This is a genomic window from Brevundimonas kwangchunensis, assembly GCF_039523815.1.
GTDB classification, from domain to species: Bacteria; Pseudomonadota; Alphaproteobacteria; order Caulobacterales; family Caulobacteraceae; genus Brevundimonas; species Brevundimonas kwangchunensis.
Genome location: NZ_BAAAGA010000001.1, coordinates 249,140 through 265,335 on the forward strand (window position 1 = coordinate 249,140; position 16,196 = coordinate 265,335).

Below are 16,196 nucleotides of genomic sequence, written 5' to 3' on the forward strand. Positions count from 1 at the left end.
GGATCGAGGCTCCCAATAGCTTGGGGAAGTAGTTTATTTTCGGCGATTGCGATACGGAAGATGCCTGTGAAAACACTATGGATTGTCGGCGCGGGCGGCTTTGGAAGGGAAGTTCTCGGCTTTGCTCGCGACGCCGTCGCTGCGGGAAAGACGGATTTCCTGATCGGCGGTTTCATCGACGACCATGCTGCGAGCCTAGATAACTTCGACGTCGGGGTCAGCGTTCGTTGCGCTGTCGAGAATCTCGCCCCCGGCGCCGACGATGTGTTCTGCATTGCCTTAGGCTCGCCTGCGGGCCGACTGGCAATTGCAGAAAGGCTGGACGCCAAAGGCGCTGCCTATGCGTCGGTGATCCACCCGTCTGCGGTGATCTCCGAGCGCGCCGTACTGGGTTCGGGCTGCGTGGTCGGCCCGGGCGCGTTTGTGTCTGTTGACGCCAAGGTCGGACTACACGTCGCCATCGGCTTCAACGCGGCGGTCGGTCATGATGCGATTGTAGGAGCAGGCTCAGTCATCACTGGCTGCTGCATCGTGAACGGTGGCGCGTCCCTTGGAAGAGGCGTCTTCCTCGGTTCTCATTCTGTCGTGCTGCCTCGTGTCGAGGTAGGAGACGGTGTAGCGTCAAACGCAGGGTCGATCATCATGAGGTCGGCGCCGGCGGGAGCAAAAGTCGGCGGCAACCCGGCAAGGCAGTTACCTCAGCTGGCCGTATAGCCTCCATCGACCGGGAATGTGGCGCCAGTCACCCAGCGCGCCTCTTCGGAGAGCAGGAAGCAGGCCATCGACCCCACATCAGCCGGTTCTCCGAGGCCGGAGGGGTGTTCGGCTAGAATAGCCTTCATAGTCTCGCCAGAGTTCGCCTTGGACATCTCGTCAAAAAGCGCCGTCCGCACCATGGCCGGCGCGATTGTGTTGACGCGCATCCCGTCCCGGACGACTTCCAGAGCCATGGCACGAACCATCGCGATCAACGCGCCTTTGGTCGCAGCATAGGCGACTTGGCCAGGCCGTCCTTTGAGCCCCGCAACTGACGAGATCAGAACGACGCTGCATCCCTGCCTATGATTTGCAGGTTTCCTGAGCGCCTTGCACATCAAAATTGCAGATGAAACGTTCAAGCGCCAAAGACGATCAAGCTCCTCGGCTCGCGTAAGCTTGAGCGGCTCAATGCGACCATAGCCGGCGGAATGAACCAGGCCATCAATCGGCCCCATCTGCTTAACGACGGACTCGACGAGTTCTTCCGGCTTGGCCGAGGGATCAGCGAGATCGAACGAAAACTTCTCGTGCCCTTCTCCCGGCAAACTGCCCAGAAGCGCATCAAGCTTGCCCGCGTCTCGCCCGTGCGCCGCGATCCGGGCGCCACGGGCCGCTGCCATCGAGGCCACTCCGGCGCCGATGCCAGACGATGCGCCGGTGATCAGGATTATCTTGTTGTCCAGAGGGGTCACGCTGTCTGGAACTCCACTTCCCTGATCGTTGGCTTCGGAATTGGGCCGACCTCGATTGCGCAACTGGCCCACGACCACCCCACGCCGAATCCGGAGAGAAGCAACTTCATCGACCCTTCCGCCAAGCGGTCGGCGAAAGCATAAGCCAGGGTCAGCGGAATCGTCGCCGAACTGGTGTTGCCGTACTCGCCGATAGAGAAGCCCATCGCCTCGGGCGGGACCCCGGAACGCTTCGCCAAGTAGTCAAGCATGATCTTGTTGGCTTGGTGGAAGACGAAAGCATCCACGTCGGACATCGCCCATCCCGCCTCAGCGACCGTGGACTTCACGCTTTTTGGAATCTCTCGAAGGGTGAAGTTAAGAACCTGGGGCCCGTCCATAAAAAGCTCAACCGCAGACCTACGGTTTCCGTCACGACCCGCCTGACGTTCAAGATCAGACATTCTTGTTCGATGCCTGAATCCACCCGCCTCGACGATCAGGTTTTTCGCGCCCCCCCCGTCAGACCCAAGGTCGAAGAAGATGTCCGGCGCGTCCGGGGAGACTTCCACCAGGGTAGCGGTCCCCGCATCACCAAACAACGCCAACGCAGACTTGTCCTCGTCCGAAACGATCCGGCTAATCGTGTCGCCGACCAACAGAAGAGCATAGCGAGCCCCGGTGCTGGGAAGCAGCGCTCCGACCTGCCACAGTCCGTAAGTGTATCCCGAGCAGCCGAGATTGACGTCGAACGCAGCACAACTGGTCTTGAGGCCTAACCGATTGACCAGGACTATCGAGGTAGCGGGCAGAACATAGTCAGGTGTTTGACTGACAAATACGAGGAGGCCAATCTCGTCGGGCGACACACCAGCCGCAGACATGACGTCGCGAGCAGCCTCCAAGCAAAGGTCAGAGGTACATACGTCGCCATCCACAACGCGGCGCCGGGCGATCCCGGTAGTGTTGATCAACTTGACCCGTTCTTCTTCACCGAACTGGGAGAGTTGATCATTTTCGACAACATGTCGGGGCGTTACCGCAGATATACCCGCGATACGCACACCCTTAATACGAGCACCCAACTTCGCGCCTCCAAGGCGACCAGTATTATCCGACGGCGAGATTGTAGAGGTCACCCACAGTCTCGGCATTCTTGACGCTATCAGGATCGACCTGACGTCCCGCCTTCTCGTCCACCATCATCATGTAACCAAGCACATTGATCGAATCCCAGATCGAAAGATCCGACAGCTTGGTTTCAAGGCTGATTTCGCTGACCTCGATCTCGAGAATCTCAGAAAATTCTTGAAGGAAGGTCTCAGGAGACATAAGCGATCCATGTAGGGTAGATAACAGCGAGATTCCCGGGACACTTAATGATCGCAGCCTCAATTGCAAGGCTGCGGCGAGCGCCCAGTCCGCAGATAATGCGGCGCTGAGCCGGGAACCACGGTCGAAGAATCCGGAGCACAGGCATGGCGCAAAATTGGTCATACATCAGCGCGATCAGCACGTATCTTCCCGCTCGCTCGGAGACAAACGCTGACCTTGCGGCATTTGCGCCGACCTGGAATATGGACAAGGTGGCGGAAAAAACGGGGATTCTTTCTCGTCGCAAATCGGATGAGTCCGAGACGGCGCTGGACATGGCATGTCGGGCTGCTGAAGAACTGTTCACAGAACAGCCCGAGTATCGTGAATCTATAGACTTTCTTATCTTCTGCACGCAGACGCCGGATTACATACTACCCACGAGCGCATGCATTATTCAGGATCGCCTTGGAATTCCGTCGTCCGCAGGCACTCTCGACATTAATCTGGGCTGCTCGGGTTATGTGTATTGCCTTGGCCTTGCGAAAGCACTGATCGAGTCCGGACAAAGATCAACCATTCTGATCCTGACCGCGGACACCTACACGAAGCTGATCCACCCGCTGGATCGAAGCGTTCGCAGCGTATTCGGCGACGGCGCGGCCGCGACGATCGTCCGGTCGGGAAGCGACAGAACTTCGATCTACTCACCCGATCTCGGCAGCGATGGGAGCGGCGCTCACAACCTGATCGTACCGGCAGGCGGTTTCAGGCAAAGAGACGCGACCCATGAGGAAAGCACGGACGAATCCGGCAACGTTCGGACCGACGCCAACCTTTTCATGAATGGCCGTGAGATCCTCATGTTCACCCTCAAGCGCATACCGGGCTCGGTTGCGAAGGCGTTGGCGAACGCCAACTGGAGTGTGGATGAGTTGGACCTTCTGGTTCTTCATCAGGCCAGCAAACTTGTTATCGACACCCTGACCCAGCGCCTGAAGGTCCCCGCAGACCGTAGTTGGAACGGGATGTCCGAGATCGGCAACACAGTCTCCGCTACTATCCCTATCGCCCTTCGCCAAGCCATTGATGCCGGCGTACTGAAGCCGGGAAGCAAGGTCATGCTGTCCGGCTTCGGTGTGGGATATTCGTGGGGCAGTTTGGCCGTGGAATGGTCGCCCGACATCTCCTGACCGGTCAGGCCTGGGCCTATCAGAAACCACTCCAGGGGTGTACGGCGCGATCGCGTATCAATCCCTCGTAGTGAGAGATCAGAACATCCCCTGTAGCTCTGATCGTGAGGTTTCTGCTCACAAGCCCCCCGCCCGCTCTTGCCTGCTCGCGGGCGAGCACAGGTTCTCTGAGCACCGCTTCGATTTGATCCGCGAGGCTTGCAGGGTTCTTTGGAGCAGCGAGGCGCCCTGTAAGTCCCGGTCGCACGATATCGGGAAAACCTCCTACTGAGGTCGCGACGGTGGGAACTCCAAGGAACAAGGAATCTGCCGCCCCGCCAAGGTTCTCCGAGTGAGAAGGGTGCACTGCGACATCCAGCGATGCGTAGATGTCCCGCACATCCGACCGGGTCCCAAGGAAATGCGCACGATCGCCGAGCACCTTGGTGCCGTAGTCCCGCACTTCGCTGTAGTATTGCGCTGCATCGCCCCAAGGCCCTCCGGCAAAGACGCCGTGCACATCCCAGCCTCTTCCTCGAAGAAGCGCGAGTGCATCGATCAGGTCCTCATGTCCCTTGATCCCTCGACGCTGCCCGAGCCACTTCTTGGGTGGATACACGTACGCGACCATGCCGATTTTGACGGCTGCCGAGCGACCGTCCAGCTCACCAAGATCCACCGCAGGATCCGGGTCTCCCTCCAGCCGCTCCCAATCCCCCCCATAATAGCAAAGACCGACCCGGCCGGCAGGGACGCCCGCATCTCTATAGTACTGGACCGTCCGCCTGCATGCCCCCAGCCAGTTGTCCGAGGGACCGGCGGTGAGGATTTCCGCTGATCGGATGGCGGCTGTCTCGAGATGAAGAGGTCCGGGGACCTGAAACACTCTGGGAACCGGATGCGCGCGCCCGAGAACCAGCCTCATAAACAAGGTTGTCGAGACGAAATGGGAATGAATGATGTCCGGAGACGTCTCGGCGACCAGCCTACGAAAAGCGCGACGGGTTTCCAGAGAAGCCACACGAGCCAGGCTGATCGGCAGGACATGGACCGTTGCGCCGATCCCTTCATAGGCATCGGCAAATCCGCTGCGGGAAGGCAGGACTATATGAACGTCGATTCCCCTCCGCCGAAGATCTCGCACCTGGGCGAAAGCCCACCCCCCGCCTTCGGACGTCTTGCTGAGATGCAGGATGCGCATACTCATGGCCTTTCTAACCCCTGTTGGTCTCGCAAGGCTCGGAGCAGAGACGCAAGGACAAGCGAAACATAGAGCGTGGCGGCGACCAAAAGCGCAGTCAGGATGCCTACGGATGGCTCGAACCCGTCTGGAAGCCACTCCCGCGAACCGGCATAAACGGCCACAAGCACCAGGTTTGCAGCCACAAGACACGCCAGCGGGCGAGCGCCGCCTCGCGTTAGTTCAAGCCATTTGTGGGCAATCGGCATGAATTGTAGCGCCGTGACAACCAGCCAGATCATCGCCAGAAACACAGGTTCGGGAGAGACGTTCCAGATCGGAGCGCCGATGACGGTCGCCCCCGCGACCACAAGTCCGGCAGCGACGGACAGACCAATATGAACCCCGGTCGCCGCGACCAGCGTTGCGCGGAACTCAAGCCCGTCGCCAGTCCGCGCAGCCGCAGCGAAAGGCGTCAGGAAATTGGTGATTGCGATGGCGCCGGTCAGGCCGATAATACGCGCTACGATATCGAGCTGGTAGGTAAAGCTGGCGAACGCCGCCACCGTCAGGTCCGGCCGAACCATCCATTTTGCAATCAGGTAGATCGAGCTTCCCAACAGAAGCCACGCCGCTATCAGCACCCCCAACGAAGCCATGCGGACAAACTCTCCGGCATGTGTGGGTCCGGGCCACTTCAACCGCTTCGACAGCAGGCCCATCTGAACTCCATAGCCGCCTGCCAACAAGAGGAATGCCACGACAGAGTCCAGTGACGTTCCCGCCAACACCACCAGACCGATGAGAACGAGCGTTAGCAGCCCGCGCGCCAGTTCAAGAACCGCAGGGCGTACAGCACCCCGTTCAACCTGGACAATGGTTAGGAGCCCCACCGAAACGACTTGCAGCCCTACGAAAGCGGACGCGGCTACGGACACGGCAAGCGACGCCTGGGAGATCATGAACAGAAGCGTGACCATTGCAGCGGCCAGGCCGCAAAGGACGCTGAAGGCTTCAAACTTGGAAGCATCTTCCGACGGGTCGTAGCCTCGCAAAGCCGCCTGCATCGGAAGGGCGCTGAAAAACGCACTGAAAGCCAAGGCGGAACCGTACTCTATCGAGAAGTCACCGTAGGCAGCAGCCCCGCTCATACCGATCAGCGGAATAATCAGAAGCCCAGCCAAGGAGGCGATGCAACGGGCGGCCAACACCAGAACAAGGCTGATGGCCACGCCTTGACGAGACAGCAGCCTCATAGGTCTCTATCTCCCGGTCGGGCCGACCAGTGTGCGCCGCGGCGGAGGAAAACGTCCAGATCTCGCCGCCCGCATCGTCGCTGTCGCTACAAGCAGCAAGTAAAGACTGGGCATCAACATCATCTTCTGACGCGCAGCGATGCCCAGATTGCTGGTGGTTTGCGAAAATAGTCCCAGCGCCAGAACAAAGAAAGCCAGATTGAAAAGCATCTCAGGCCGGACCATCAACTTCACGAACTCCGGCCATCCTCGCGCCAGGATAAGAACCACCAGCGAGAGGAGAACGAGATTTTCCGCCGACAGGATCAGTCCAAGCGCCCCCGAAGCGTCGATGAACAACGGCCGGAACATATAGGTGAAAACGCGGAATAACGGGTTGTAGTTACTAATATCGACCCCGCCAGCCCCTTCTATATTGTATCCTTGCCGCTCACTGACGTAGTTGGAGATCGTGGTGGGATCGAGCGATTCAACCCCCGCAACCCTCATGACCACTGGCGCCAGGACCACGGCCGCGACTGCCAAAGCCATCAAGCTGATGACCTTCACCTGCACGGACAACCGCTTGTCCAATGCAAACGGCGCAACGGCAGCGGCGCCAGCCAAGATACCAACGTGAGGCCTGATGATAAATATCAAGGCCATTCCAAGCAAAAATGAAACCAGCCTTCCCCGGATATTCAAGGATCCGCGCACCATGAGCGCGATCCCAAGAAAAATCATGGAATCCTTTCCCAAGGCGGATGTCCAGAAACTGACACCGGGCAAGAACATAAACAGGATCACCAGCTCCCATTGAGGCCTTGGAGACTCCCTCACAACATCAAACAGCATCCCGGAAAGCACGAGACATCCAGCATATCCGAAAACATTGAACATAAGAAAATATTCAAAGTAGCTGGGCGGATGAGATATACTATCAAAAACCCTGTAAATCGCAGAAACAAACCAATACACGAAATCAGTAGCGATGCCCAAAGGCATGTTGTATCTTGCCAAGCTGAAGTATTTTAGAGAATCCGGATCCGGATCACTCAGGCTGAAATACCAGCCGATAATGCAGGCGATCAGATGCCAGCCGAAGAATATGATCGGAAAATGCCGCACTCCGCGAAACGCTTTTAGTCGAGACGCGAGAAGCGCAACCACCAAGCCCGCCAAAATGCTCAGTATGCCGATGTAGCTCATATTACTTTGGCACCTTGGCTCACGGGGAGGTCGGCGCGGCCTGCACATCGCTCCAATGCGCCGCGACTAACACGTCCCAAAGCACGCTTCCAGAGCCAGCGTTTGCCGGTTGACCGCAACCGCTACGGCCATTAGGTCGTCGCATCAGCTTGGTGAGCTGTCGAGGGTTAGCATGCTTCGGCGCACCAGCCCGTAACCTGTAACTGGAAGTCCGAGCGAGGATCAATGCCGTCCAGCCTTGATCAGGGCGGCAGCGGCCGTCGTAGAGGCTTCGCCTCGCGAGGCTTGAAAAGAGCGTTCGATTTCGCCGTCGCACTTTCGGCCGCGATTGTCCTTTCACCGGCTCTTCTTTTCCTGGCGGGTATCGTTGCGATCCGGCTTGGCCGCCCCGTCCTGTTTCGGCAAGAGCGTCCCGGCCTCAACGGCAAACCCTTCAAGATTCTCAAATTTCGCACTATGACCGACGACAGGGATGTCAATGGAGCCCTGTTGCCGGACATTGACCGGTTGTCCGGCTTCGGCAGATGGCTACGCTCGACAAGCCTCGACGAACTCCCCGCGCTCCTGAACGTGCTCGCTGGAGACATGAGTCTTGTTGGCCCGCGCCCTCTGCTTATGCAGTACCTTCCTCTATATTCTCCAGCTCAGGCGCGACGGCACGAAGTTCGCCCGGGGGTTACCGGCCTGGCTCAACTGAAGGGGCGGAACGCGATCAGCTGGGAAGAGAAATTCGCCTACGACGTCTGGTACGTCGACAATCGCACGTTCCGGATGGATCTTGAGATTCTCTTTGGAACCGTAGCAAAAGTGCTGAGGAGAGAAGGCGTGTCGGCGGAGGGTCACGCTACGTATCCCGCGTTCCGGGGTAGCGCCGCCATCGAACCGTCATGCAGGCAGTCCACAGAGAAGCTCGCCTCCCTTGACCGGCCCGCTCCCCCGCAGTCCAAGCCAACCTCGTCAGACAAAGAACCCGATGCTTAACACGCCTTTTTCTCCCTGGCCCTCGTTCACCGACGAAGAAGGCGACGTCGCGCGCAGGGTGCTGATGTCCAATCGCGTGAATTACTGGACCGGCGAGGAAGGTCGCTTGTTCGAGAACGAGTTCGCCGCCTGGTGTGGATCAACGCACGGGATCGCGGTTGCAAACGGCACTGTCGCGATAGACCTTGCGTGGCTTGCCCTGGGGATCGGGCCAGGAGACGAAGTCGTCGTCACTCCGAGAACATTTCTGGCATCAGTGTCGAGCATTATTCTCTCGGGCGCCACGCCCGTCTTCGCCGACGTCGATCCGGACAGCCAGAACATCACGCCGGAAACGGTCGCTCGCGTTTTGACACCAAAGACCCGAGCGATCCTGCTCGTCCACCTCGCGGGCTGGCCCTGCGACATGGATGGCTTCAGGTCATTGGCGGACGCCCATGACCTGTTTCTCGTGGAAGATTGCGCCCAAGCTCATGGCGCCTTTTACAAGGGTCGGTCCGTGGGCTCACTCGGCGACATCGGCTGCTGGTCATTTTGTCAGGACAAGATCATGACTACCGCAGGCGAAGGCGGCATGATCACAACCGACAATCCGGATTGGTGGACCCGAATGTGGTCCTTCAAAGATCACGGTAAATCGTTCGATGCAGTTTACAGGAAAGCGCACCCTGCCGGCTTCCGATGGGTGCATGAGACCTTCGGGACCAACTGGAGACTAACCGAAGTGCAATCCGCAATCGGACTGGTTCAACTCGGGCGAATGAAGGATTGGCGGACGACCAGGGCCAGCAATGCGCAGGCGATCATGGACGCCGCCCGTCAAATGCCGGCGCTTCGCGTTCCGGACATCCCGGACTCCATAGACCATGCCTGGTATAAGGCTTATGCATTTGTTCGCCCCGAAGCTCTGAAGGATGGCTGGACAAGAGATCGGATAATCGGCGAGATCAACGCCGACGGCGTGCCCTGTTACTCAGGCTCGTGTTCCGAGGTCTACCTTGAGAAGGCTTTTGACGGCACACCTTGGCGACCCGCCTCCCGTCTTCCCGTTGCCCGGAACCTTGGCGAGACGAGCCTCATGTTCCTGGTTCACCCCACACTTACGCCAGCCGAGATCGACAAGACATGCGAAACGATAAAATCGGTTGTCTCGCGCGCACAGCGACCCGCGTAAAACCAGACCAAGGATAAATCTGATTTGGCGTCCTGATCAAAGATCAGTTCGCCTTGACGAGCTTCGAAACGATGAAGATCTACAAAATCCTGACACGAGCGGCTGTGCGTTTCGCCGCCGTAGTGATTGCATATTCTCTTGCGACACATAGGGATATTAACCTCGAGTCTCTAATCGACTCTGTTTCACAATCCGGTCTCTACGCGCTGTTCTTTGTTGGCCTAGGCGCGATCTACGACGTCGTGATGCGGCTTGACCGCGCGCCATGGCGTTACGCCTCGATCCAGAACGTCCTGACCAATCTGCGGACATCGACCCTCACAGTCCTGCTGTTCCTGATCGTCGCTTTCGTCATCGACAGGGCCGATACCCTGCCTCGCTCAATGTTCGCTCTGACCTGGATGCTCGACGTCGTGTTCTTCTCGGGAGCGCTACTCATTCGACGGGCCATGCACGAGCAAGCTTTCGGTCGAGCCTTCGCTCCCTTTCTTGGAAAAGGGGACGATCAGAACCAGGAAGACCTGATCATCATTGGCGAGCTCGATTCAGCAGAGGCATTCTTGCGCGATCGGGCGCGTGGCCAGTTGCGTCAGTACAGGCCGCTGGGCTTGATAACATCTGACAAGGGTGACGAAGGTCGGGAACTGCACGGGGTTCAGGTCCTCGCTTCATTCCCGTCCGCGGGAAAGGCCCTGGATGACTATTCAAGACAGGAAAGCAAGCGGGCCATCCTGTTTGCAGACGACAGCATCGCTCCGGCCGATATCGACCCCGAGGTTCTCGGACGGCTGCGGGCCAGCGGTGTGCGCATGCTCCGCCACTCCGTTGTCGCCGATCTCAACGAGAGCGGCCCCAAGACCAGTCTAAGGGAGCTGGATCTCGAAGACCTGTTGTCCCGTCCGCCGGTAGCGCTCGACTTTGGCGAAATTCGAAAGATGATCTCGGGCAGACGAGTGCTCGTGACGGGCGCGGGCGGCAGCATCGGGTCGGAAATTTGCAGACAGGTCGCCGCCTTGGGATGCGCGCACCTCAGCCTTCTCGATAACTCGGAGTTCGGTCTATTCAAGATCAGCATTGAGGTAAGCGACCGTTTTCCCACAATGTCGCGCAACGATATCATCTGCGACATCCGTGACGCGGATAGAATTCGACACTGGGTCGCTCAAGAGCAACCTGACATCATCTTCCATGCCGCGGCCCTCAAGCACGTCCCGCTCATGGAGCACCATCCCTGTGAAAGTGTCCTGACGAACGTGGTGGGAACATCGAACGTCGCAGCGGCAGCATTGGTCAACCATGTTGATCAGATGGTCTTCATTTCGACCGACAAGGCGGTCGACCCCGGAAATGTCATGGGCGCAACCAAGCGCCTCGCCGAGTCGGTGGTTCGGCGCCACCGAACACTTGGCGGCGCCACCAGCTTCAGTGTGGTTCGGTTCGGAAACGTCCTCGGCTCCGCGGGCTCAGTTGTTCCAACCTTCCTTGACCAAATCCGCCGCGGAGGCCCCGTCACGGTTACGCATGCCGAGGTCGAACGCTACTTCATGACGATCCCGGAAGCAGTTCAGCTGGTTTTGCACGCTACCGCCTCCGTAAGCATGCGCGCCTCTGATCAATCCGGTTTGTTCGTCCTCGACATGGGACCGCCGGTGAAGATCATGGACCTCGCCCGACGATTGATCGGGCTGAGCGACATGCCGGAGGCGCGCAAGATCGAGATCCGAATCACAGGATTGCGCCCCGGCGAAAAACTCACGGAGGAGCTGGTCGACAGCACCGAAGTGGCAGTGCGATGCGACCAAGGCGTTTTCGAAGTCTCAGATCGTGGTGACACTGGTGTCATCGGCGACACTGAGCTCGCATTGTTGAAAGAGCAGGCGCAACTGGGCGACTCGGCGGCCACGAAGGTTCTTCTGTTCAGGATGCTCGACCAGGTCCGCAACGGCGCCAGCGACCACGGCGCGACGAGTTGACGCTGATTTCAAGGGTGCCGCTTGCTGGCGGATTCGGGAGTTGGGAGTGGCGGACGAGGGTGTCCTAGTGCTAGTGATCCAAGTCATCTCCAAGGCCGGGAGCACGACAAGGCTTGTCACCCCTTGGGCGATCTAACTCATATACGCCACTCGTTGGAATCCGGACATGCGCGTTTTCTTTGTTTCTCTGGCTGTAGCCGGTCTTGCTGGCTGCTCGTCAACCGGCGCGAGACAGGACGAAGCCGCCGGTAGAGCTCTCGACATCGCGCGCTTTGCAAGCGCTTCCCAAACGCCTTCGGCAGGTTATGTCATCGGTGCTGCGGACAAGTTGAAGATCACCGTGTTCCAGGTTGCTGATCTGTCGTTCGACGAGATCATCGTCGATCCCGCCGGAAATCTTCAGCTGCCCTTGGTCGGCTCGGTCCACGCCGCCGGCCTGACGCCACTTCAACTGTCTGTAGAGCTGGAGAGGCTGCTAGCTGAGCGATACATTCGTCAGCCTAGGGTAAATATTGCACTCGTCGAGGCCGCCAGCCAGAAAATCACAGTCGACGGCGCGGTAACCAAGCCGGGTGTATACGAGATGCGCGGCTCCACGAGTTTGCTGCAGGCCGTCGCAATGGCTGAAGGACCAACGCGTACGGCAGCGCTCGACAGCGTCGCTGTCTTCCGGCAAGGCGAGCAGGGAAGAATGGTGGCCATGTTCGATCTGGGCGCAATCCGTTCAGGCACCGCTACCGATCCAATCCTTCAGGGGGACGACATCGTAATCGTGGACACGTCGAGGCTGAACGCGACGCTTCGCGAGGTTCTCGCCGCGCTGCCGGGTCTCGCCTTCTTTACCTATTTCTGATCGTGGTACTGGAGCCGGGTTTCAGCTTTTGCCCGAGCAAGCGTGGTGGAGTGGGTCCGGGTTCTGTGCGGAATGCTGTTGAGGTCGCGAGTAAGCCGAATGTGTCTCCGCGACCTCGCGTGTGCAGGTCGAAGGTAACCGGGCTTGCGCTGTTATTGAATGGTTCGAGAAATGTTTGGTGAAGGCTACGCGGTGAAACAAGGCGAACAGCGCTACGGGAGCGAGTCCCCGGCCGGGCAGGCGCCAAATGGTTCTCGCTGGGACAACGACGCCCCGAGTTTTGACGTTGCAGAATACTGGCGCCTCGCGCTCAAGCACCGGTTCATCATTCTCGGTACCCTGATCACCGCGATCGTGCTGGGCGTGATCGCCACGCTTCTGATGACGCCCATCTACACTGCGACAACGACGGTTCAGATCGACCGTGAGGCGGCCAGGATTCTCGACGTCGATGATGGAGCGCCGCGCGAATCCATGGTTCAGGGAGAGGAATTCTTCCAGACCCAGTACGGGCTTCTCCGCAGCCGCACGCTGGCTGAGCGGGTCGTAGACGATCTTGGCTTGGCCACGTCCCCAGAGTTTCTGGAGCAGTTCGGCGTTGAAGTGACGCCGCGCGGCGGTGAAACGACAGCGGCCACCACAGCTCGCCGCAGGGAGGCCGTTCTTGAAATCATAAAGAAGAACCTCGGCGTCGCTCCCGTCCGGGGCTCTCGCCTCGTCACCGTCAGCTTCAATAGCCCCGCGCCCGAATTGTCATCGCGTGTGGCCAATGCGTTTGCCGAAAACTTCATCCAGGCCAACCTCGACCGGAAGTATGAGTCTTCTGCATATGCACGTCGTTTCCTCGAGGAACGAATTGCCCAGACGAAGCTCAAGCTTGAAGAGGCTGAGCGGGGCTTGGTCGGCTACGCGACACAACAGCAGATCGTTAACGTACAGGAGGCGAACTCGTCGGAAGGACAAACCCTGTCTCTCGCCGCGAGTAATCTTTCGACACTAAGTTCCTCCCTCGCCGACGCGCGGGCGCGTCGGGTAGCTGCGCAGGAGCGTTGGCAGGTCGCCCGGTCAGGATCGATCATGACCATTCCCGACGTTGTGCAGAATCCATCAATCCAGCGCCTGTCGGAAGAGCGCGCAAAATTTGTCGCCGAGTATCAGCAGAAGCTCAACCTGTACCAGCCTGAATACCCGGAAATGGTGCAGCTGAAGTCGCGAATCGATGAGCTCTCGGCACAGATCAACACCGTTGCTGTAGGCATTCGCGCATCAATCCAGAGCCAATATTCCGCTGCAGCGAATGAAGAAACGTCGCTTCAACGCCAAGTGAACGGCTTGGTTGGCGAGGTACTCGACCTGAGGGGCCGTAGCGTTCAGTACAATATTCTTCAACGCGAAGTGGATACCAGCCGCACACTGTATGACGGATTGCTGCAACGGTACAAGGAAGTCGGGATCACCGGCGGCGTAACGTCGAACAACATCTCCATCGTCGATGCCGCGATGCCGCCAGCAAAGCCTTCAAAACCTCAGCTAATCCTCAACCTCGCAATTGCGGCAGTCCTCGGTCTTGGCCTCGGCCTGGCGGCAGCGCTAATCATTGAGGCGCTTGATGAAACGCTCGCAACCCCGGATGACGTGGAGAGCAAGCTGGGTCTTTCGGTACTTGGCGTGGCTCCCCTGCTTGAAAAGGGTCAGAATCCTCGCGCCGCGCTCGATGATCCCAGGTCCGGTTTCTCGGAAGCCTATTACTCGCTGCGCACCGCTCTTCAGTTCTCCACGCCCAATGGCAGCCCTGCAACGATGCTGGTTACCAGCACCCGCCCTGCCGAAGGTAAATCGACAACGGCGTATGCGGTCGCGCTCAATCTGTCCCGGACAGGGAAGCGCGTTCTGCTGATCGACGGAGATCTGCGTAACCCCTCAATGCACCGCGTTATTGGACGGGAGAACGAGTTTGGCATGAGCAACATCCTGTCGGGATCGATGGAACTGGCCGCCGCCGCGGTCGCCACTGATCATCAGGGGTTGGACTTCATTGCCTGCGGCCCACTGCCGCCCAACCCCGCAGAGCTGTGGGCGAGCGATCGCCTGACCCGCGTCCTGGCCGACGCCCAGGCAATCTATGATCATGTCGTGATCGATGGTCCCCCCGTTCTTGGCTTCGCGGACGCGCCGGTTCTTGCGTCGGCTGTATCCGCAACCGTGTTTGTGCTGGAGTCGAGAGGAACCCGAAGAGCTCAGGCTCGAGGGGCCATCCGCCGCCTACAGGTTGGACGAGCCCGTCTGCTTGGCGCCGTATTGACGAAGTTCAATACCAAGACGCTGCAGTATGGAGGCTATGATTACGCCTACGATTACACTTACGGGACACGGGACGACGCCTCAAATACCAAGAAAAAGCGCTGACCGACGCTGTGGGCAACGCTAACGTTTCAAAGGGGACACAGGCTCTGCGAGTCTGGGTTCCCTATGCCGTTACAGCCGTAGCGGTTTTGCTTGCCTGGGAGGTGGTCAAGACCCCCGTCGCGATGCGAGCGCCACCAGAATTCGGGTTGCGCCTCTCCCCCGGCTCGCCAGAGATACTCGCAAAAGCGGCAGAAGCCCTGTTAGTGACAGGCGATGTGGATGGCTCGATAACGCTCTCGGACGCGGCGCTCGCCAAAGCGCCTTTTAATGTCCGCGCTCTGCGTGTCCGTGGTTTGGCCGCTTCGAGCAATGGCCAAGTCAATCAGGCGGATGAGATCTTGACGCTGGCGGGCAACTGGAGCCTGCGCGATGATCCAAGCCATACTTGGTTGATCCAGCAGAGGCTTCGGCAGGGGAACTATGCGTCAGCTTTCGCTCACGCTGAAACACTCGTCCGTCGACGGCCTGACCTGTATGACCGCACGTTCCGCCTGTTCACGACCGCAGCGAAGCTTGACACACGGGCGGCGCCCATCTTGGCGAACCTGCTGGCTACACGACCACCTTGGCGAGCCTCCTACCTCCAATCGCTCTACAACGACGAGGGAATGCCGGTTCTGATCAGCCTCGGCATCCTGCTTCAAAACACAGAAGCGCCGCTGACCGACGCAGAGCTCCGGGACATCTACCAAGTCCTTCTCCGCCAAAGCCGTCTTCCGGCTCTGCGTTATCTGAGAGCGCATCTCCGGCGGCCAGCGCTTCAGCCTTTCGTCGATAACGGACGCTTCGCCGCCCCCTTGAGCACTGCACTGCAGCCATTTGGATGGAGCCTTGCGACCGGACCCGGAATCGAGTTGCTGGTCTCGGAAGACGAAGTCTCAGACGACAATCTCGCGCTTCGCGCCTCTTATCGGGCTCTCGCACCTGCGACCATGGTTTCGCAGTTGATGACGCTATCCTCCGGAGCTTACCTGTTTAGCCTGCGGGAAAGAGTGCCTGCCGCCGCCGAGGGAGCTCGTTTCGAGTGGCGCGTCGTCTGTTTGGAGAGCAATCGCGAAATCCTCCGTCACACGACAGATTTGGGCAACAGCAGCCAGGATACCTGGCGAAGCGCCTCCATCGCGATGAGCGTCCCGTCCGAGGACTGCCAGACGCAACAACTTCTGCTCGATGCGCGTCCCGCCGATTTTCGGACATCAATGTCAGCTTGGTATGACGATATCGAGATTATCGGCGCGCCTGGCGCCTGAGTGGAAGATTCATTTCGCC

14 protein-coding genes are annotated in these 16,196 nt (G+C 58.9%); 8 read left to right on the forward strand and 6 right to left on the reverse strand.

The features are described from left to right. Positions 1-60 precede the first annotated feature (60 nt). Positions 61-714, forward strand: a complete 654-nt coding sequence (locus tag ABDZ95_RS01245; RefSeq protein ID WP_343789139.1) for an acetyltransferase — start codon at positions 61-63, stop codon at positions 712-714. Here ABDZ95_RS01245 and ABDZ95_RS01250 read toward each other — a convergent pair. Genes ABDZ95_RS01250 through ABDZ95_RS01260 form a run of 3 tightly spaced genes read right to left on the reverse strand, consistent with a single transcriptional unit; the run spans position 699 to position 2,927 of the window. After that, a complete protein-coding gene (locus ABDZ95_RS01250) occupies positions 699-1,451 on the reverse strand; it encodes an SDR family NAD(P)-dependent oxidoreductase (protein ID WP_343789142.1) in 753 nt (250 codons plus the stop codon). The genes ABDZ95_RS01245 and ABDZ95_RS01250 overlap by 16 nt on opposite strands. Then, positions 1,448-2,515 carry a 3-oxoacyl-ACP synthase III family protein gene (locus ABDZ95_RS01255; RefSeq protein ID WP_343789145.1) on the reverse strand — a complete coding sequence of 356 codons (1,068 nt, stop codon included), beginning with the start codon at positions 2,513-2,515 and terminating at the stop codon, positions 1,448-1,450. The genes ABDZ95_RS01250 and ABDZ95_RS01255 overlap by 4 nt, the downstream gene beginning before the upstream one ends. 25 nt (positions 2,516-2,540) lie before the next feature. After that, complete coding sequence (locus tag ABDZ95_RS01260) at positions 2,541-2,927, reverse strand: phosphopantetheine-binding protein (protein ID WP_343789146.1); 387 nt, start codon at positions 2,925-2,927, stop codon at positions 2,541-2,543. On the opposite strand from ABDZ95_RS01260, the gene ABDZ95_RS01265 reads away from it, so the two are divergent. Then, entirely contained in the window at positions 2,909-3,937 is a 1,029-nt protein-coding gene (locus ABDZ95_RS01265) for a 3-oxoacyl-ACP synthase III family protein (RefSeq protein ID WP_343789149.1), read from the forward strand. The genes ABDZ95_RS01260 and ABDZ95_RS01265 overlap by 19 nt on opposite strands. A 19-nt stretch (positions 3,938-3,956) precedes the next feature. Here the strand turns inward: ABDZ95_RS01265 and ABDZ95_RS01270 are convergent, their stop codons facing one another. Genes ABDZ95_RS01270 through ABDZ95_RS01280 form a run of 3 tightly spaced genes read right to left on the reverse strand, consistent with a single transcriptional unit; the run spans position 3,957 to position 7,540 of the window. Next, positions 3,957-5,123, reverse strand: coding sequence for a glycosyltransferase family 4 protein (locus tag ABDZ95_RS01270; protein WP_343789152.1), 1,167 nt, complete (start codon positions 5,121-5,123; stop codon positions 3,957-3,959). Beyond that, entirely contained in the window at positions 5,120-6,352 is a 1,233-nt protein-coding gene (locus ABDZ95_RS01275; protein ID WP_343789155.1) for a hypothetical protein, read from the reverse strand. The genes ABDZ95_RS01270 and ABDZ95_RS01275 overlap by 4 nt, the downstream gene beginning before the upstream one ends. 6 nt (positions 6,353-6,358) lie before the next feature. Continuing rightward, entirely contained in the window at positions 6,359-7,540 is a 1,182-nt protein-coding gene (locus ABDZ95_RS01280; RefSeq protein ID WP_343789159.1) for a hypothetical protein, read from the reverse strand. 225 nt (positions 7,541-7,765) lie between these two features. Here ABDZ95_RS01280 and ABDZ95_RS01285 point away from each other — a divergent pair, with 225 nt between their 5' ends. The 6 genes from ABDZ95_RS01285 to ABDZ95_RS01310 all read left to right on the forward strand — a co-directional run bounded on the left by ABDZ95_RS01285 (position 7,766) and on the right by ABDZ95_RS01310 (position 16,177). Further along, entirely contained in the window at positions 7,766-8,521 is a 756-nt protein-coding gene (locus ABDZ95_RS01285; RefSeq protein WP_343789162.1) for a sugar transferase, read from the forward strand. Next, the gene (locus ABDZ95_RS01290) at positions 8,514-9,695 is read left to right on the forward strand and encodes a DegT/DnrJ/EryC1/StrS family aminotransferase (protein ID WP_343789165.1); all 1,182 of its coding nucleotides are present in this window, start codon (positions 8,514-8,516) and stop codon (positions 9,693-9,695) included. Before ABDZ95_RS01285 ends, ABDZ95_RS01290 begins: the two co-directional genes overlap by 8 nt. A gap of 71 nt (positions 9,696-9,766) precedes the next feature. Further along, complete coding sequence (locus ABDZ95_RS01295; RefSeq protein WP_343789168.1) at positions 9,767-11,668, forward strand: polysaccharide biosynthesis protein; 1,902 nt, start codon at positions 9,767-9,769, stop codon at positions 11,666-11,668. A gap of 166 nt (positions 11,669-11,834) precedes the next feature. Beyond that, positions 11,835-12,521: a polysaccharide biosynthesis/export family protein gene (locus tag ABDZ95_RS01300; RefSeq protein WP_343789171.1), complete on the forward strand. Its 687-nt coding sequence runs from the start codon at positions 11,835-11,837 to the stop codon at positions 12,519-12,521. A 171-nt stretch (positions 12,522-12,692) separates the two neighbouring features. After that, complete coding sequence (locus ABDZ95_RS01305) at positions 12,693-14,927, forward strand: GumC family protein (RefSeq protein WP_343789174.1); 2,235 nt, start codon at positions 12,693-12,695, stop codon at positions 14,925-14,927. Positions 14,928-15,073: 146 nt separating this feature from the next. Beyond that, positions 15,074-16,177 (forward strand): tetratricopeptide repeat protein, encoded by a 1,104-nt coding sequence (locus tag ABDZ95_RS01310; RefSeq protein ID WP_343789177.1) that lies wholly within the window; start codon positions 15,074-15,076, stop codon positions 16,175-16,177. Positions 16,178-16,196 lie beyond the last annotated feature (19 nt).